This is a genomic window from Anabaenopsis arnoldii, from assembly GCF_028331025.1.
Lineage (GTDB): Bacteria > Cyanobacteriota > Cyanobacteriia > Cyanobacteriales > Nostocaceae > Anabaenopsis > Anabaenopsis arnoldii.
In genome coordinates, this window is the sequence record NZ_JAQMUH010000002.1 from 1 (window position 1) to 3,543 (window position 3,543).

4 protein-coding genes, 1 tRNA gene and 2 pseudogenes are annotated in these 3,543 nt (G+C 42.7%); 5 read left to right on the forward strand and 2 right to left on the reverse strand.

Going from position 1 to position 3,543, the window contains the following annotated elements; all coding sequences use genetic code 11:
* Positions 1–192 (reverse strand): annotated as a pseudogene (locus tag PN457_RS00010) (photosystem II D2 protein (photosystem q(a) protein)); the annotation flags it as partial.
* A 295-nt stretch (positions 193–487) separates the two neighbouring features.
* On the opposite strand from PN457_RS00010, the gene PN457_RS00015 reads away from it, so the two are divergent.
* The 4 genes from PN457_RS00015 (at position 488) to PN457_RS00030 (ending at position 2,441) form a co-directional block, all read left to right on the forward strand.
* Positions 488–763 (forward strand): hypothetical protein, encoded by a 276-nt coding sequence (locus PN457_RS00015; protein WP_271730456.1) that lies wholly within the window; start codon positions 488–490, stop codon positions 761–763.
* Positions 764–776: 13 nt separating this feature from the next.
* Positions 777–1,454, forward strand: coding sequence for an ABC transporter ATP-binding protein (locus tag PN457_RS00020; RefSeq protein ID WP_271730457.1), 678 nt, complete (start codon positions 777–779; stop codon positions 1,452–1,454).
* 218 nt (positions 1,455–1,672) lie between these two features.
* Entirely contained in the window at positions 1,673–2,221 is a 549-nt protein-coding gene (locus tag PN457_RS00025; protein WP_271730458.1) for an NYN domain-containing protein, read from the forward strand.
* Between the two features lie 148 nt (positions 2,222–2,369).
* A tRNA-Asn gene (locus PN457_RS00030) sits at positions 2,370–2,441 on the forward strand.
* 142 nt (positions 2,442–2,583) lie between these two features.
* Here the strand turns inward: PN457_RS00030 and PN457_RS00035 are convergent.
* Entirely contained in the window at positions 2,584–2,811 is a 228-nt protein-coding gene (locus tag PN457_RS00035) for a hypothetical protein (RefSeq protein WP_271730461.1), read from the reverse strand.
* A 65-nt stretch (positions 2,812–2,876) separates the two neighbouring features.
* Here PN457_RS00035 and PN457_RS00040 point away from each other — a divergent pair.
* A pseudogene (locus PN457_RS00040) lies at positions 2,877–3,543 on the forward strand (ATP-binding protein); the annotation flags it as partial.

Sequence of the window (3,543 nt, forward strand, 5' to 3'; positions counted from 1 at the left end):
GGCTAATCCGTGGGTGTACCAGGAGGTGACGAAGGTTGTACCGGTGAGCCAACCGCCTAGTGCTAGGTAAGCGCAGGGGAATAATAATATCCCTGACCAGCCTACGAATACGAAGCGATCGCGCTTTAACCAGTCGTCTAAAGCGTCAAACCACCCTCTTGTACTGGGGGCACGTCCAACTGCGATGGTCATTAGAACGAATCTCCAAATGTTTATAAGTACAGGTCTGCTTATAGATCAGCTTTTAACAGCCATCTTTATGCAGATAGTTTACCAGATTGTCAATCTAGTTTACAAATTTTTACTGACTCTCATAATTATAAGTGCAAATGATGACTTTTTCTAGTTAATTCTGGATTAAATTTTATTTTTTGCCAAAAAAGCCCTCAGAGGGTTGAGGGTTGACCACAGCGACTAATTCGCCATTCCCAATTCCCCATGTGCTAACGCTAAAATGAGTCCTACAGTTACGTTGGACTAATCCTAAATGTTTACCATTGACCTAAGCATCAGAAATACAGCCTTCCCCATATCTGTACAACGTAAGACACAAGAGGATGCTGAAGCTATCTATCAGCTAATTTTGGCCGCTATGCGCTCTGGTAACCCTGACATCGTGGAACTTAAATGTGAGGGTAAGACAGAGAAGAAAATTGCTGTCCGTGCCAGTGAAATTTCTGGAGTTCAGATTGTCGAGAAAGATGGTACAACTACTAGCAGTGGTAGACCACCGGGCTTTTTTGCCCTCACTGCTTCTGAATAACTAGGGTATGAAAATGTCAGAATTTGGCATTGAGGTCAAGAATTTACATTTTAGTTGGCCTAATGGCGCGAAGGCAATCCAATCTTGTTCTCTGGAAGTACCTATAGGTGAATTTTGGATGCTTTTGGGTACAAATGGCAGCGGTAAATCTACATTACTCCGACTACTGGCGGGGCTATTGGCTCCTCAGTCCGGTGAGATTAAGGTTCTAGAACCCGTTGGCTTTGTGTTTCAAAATCCTGATCATCAATTGGTAATGCCAACTGTGGGTGCTGATGTGGCTTTTGGACTGGTAGAAGAAAAGTTACCCCCTGCGACGGTGAGGACAAGGGTTGAGGAGGCGTTGAAGTCGGTGAATTTGTCTACCCTACAACTACGCCCTATTTATGCTTTGAGCGGAGGACAAAAACAACGAGTGGCGATCGCCGGCGCGATCGCGCGGCGTTGTGAAATCTTACTCTTAGATGAACCGACAGCCCTCTTAGACCCAGATAGCCAATTAGAGTTAGTGGCTAGTGTGAGTGGTTTAGTCAAAAGTCGGGGAATGACGGCTCTGTGGGTAACTCATCGCCTAGATGAGTTGAACTACTGTGACGGTGCTTTTCTACTAGAAAATGGCTGTTTAATAGATCAAGGTGATCCTCAGCGTCTGAAGCAAAGGTTGATGACAATGGATAATGGATCAATTTAAATACCCATTTGCTCCCATGCCTTTTTCTGAATAGTTACTAACAATTGAGACGCGCCTTGATCCGGCGCGTTTCTGTTTGGCCAAGCCTTTTGCAGTGAAATCCTATCATCTGATGCAATTTTTTAATGGTTTGTAACATAGAGTTACAAGTAATATTTCAATTACCATGAAATTTATGAATGAATTTTGTTAACTCTAGATAACTGTGATTAAATACCATGCATCGTTCCTTACTACCCGCTGTCTTGTTAGTAGACGGCTACAATATAATTGGCGCTTGGCCTTGCCTGAAAAAAACCCGTGATCGTTCAGGACTAGAGGCTGCACGCTGGGAACTAGTCGAAGTAATGACTAGTTACAGCTCGTTTCTAGGTTATAACACTCAAATAATTTTTGATGCCCAACATCATAAAGCTCCTACTAATCAAGAAATGATTACGGAACTGTTATCAGTTCATTACACTGAGTTTGGACAAACCGCAGACACTTATATTGAAAAATCCTGTGCATCTCTAAGGGAGCAAAAAGCGCAGTCTCTGATTAATCGGGTAATTGTGGCCACATCTGACCGCGCCCAACAGTTGATAGTTCAGGGCTATGGGGCTGAATTGTTGTCAGCACAACAGCTTTGTAGTGATGTGCAAAGTACAATTTCTCGGATGCGACATAAATATCAAAAACCCAAGCAACCCAAAAGTCGGTTTTTAGCCAACTCCATTGATGCCAAAGCACGCCAGCGACTAGCTCAATTGAGAATGGGGTTATAGTAGCCACTGGAATCTAAAAGGCGATAACCCTTTACTAGCAAGGGTTTGGGCTGTAATGTGATCATAATTAAATATCTACAAAAAAAAAGTTTGGTAAAACACTTGCCAAATTCTATATGTTGGGTTTAAGATAATTACTTGTGAGCGTTCCTCAGTAGCTCAGCGGTAGAGCGATCGACTGTTAATCGATTGGTCGCTGGTTCGAATCCAGCCTGGGGAGTTAAAGTAAATAGTTTTGAGTAGAGACAATACTAGAATACCGAACTTATTAGAGAAGTCAGCCAGGGGTATATAATATATTTGCCTTATCGCCAGCAAAGGCTTTATATTGCCAAATCAGTGATACTATTGGGGTAATTATGTCATCTATCTATAGATATTTGAGAAGATAAATCGTATTCACATCCAATCAAGGCGAGCGCCTTTAATATCCAAACTTTTCTCAGAAATCGCGGATATTTTACCCAGTGTCCACAGTAGGTGTTATCCGTGGGCGATCGCACCAGCGCTGCTGCTAAAGCTTGCACTCGGCTTGAGCCGAAGTGCAGATCGCTGTTGACTATTAATACTTCTGACCTGTCAACGGTCAACCGTCAACAGTTAACAGTCAACAATCATGGAAGTTATAATCAAATCAAGCTATACATAAACTATTATGACTAAATGGTTTAATACTGCTGGCCCTTGTAAGCCAAATATCCACTATACCTTACCCACAAGTCAGCGGTTACCAGAGTTAAAACGCCTGATTGACCAACAGAATTACTTTGTCATCCATGCACCCAGACAAACCGGTAAAACTACTGCCATGCTTACCCTAGCACAGGAATTAACAGCCAGTGGTAAATATACCGCCGTCTTACTATCCTTAGAAGTGGGCGCAGTATTTCCCCATGCTCCTGGAACTGCTGAAAGAGCAATTTTAGATGAGTGGAAACAGTCGGTTAAATTTCGCCTACCAACTAATCTACAGCCCACTACATGGACAGAAGTGGGTACTGGTTCCCAAATTGGCACATTTTTAAGCACTTGGGCAACTGATTCACCCTTACCCCTGGTGGTATTCTTAGATGAAATTGACGCTTTAAGTGATGAAACTTTAATTTCTGTATTGCGCCAATTACGCTCCGGTTATCCCCGTCGTCCCCTGGGTTTCCCCCAATGTGTGGCGTTAATTGGGATGCGGGATGTACGTGATTATAAGGTAGCTTCTGGTGGTAGCGATAGGTTAAATACCTCTAGTCCCTTTAATATCAAGGTGCGCTCTCTGACTTTAAGTAATTTCACTTTAGAAGATGTAAGTAATCTATACGAGCAACACA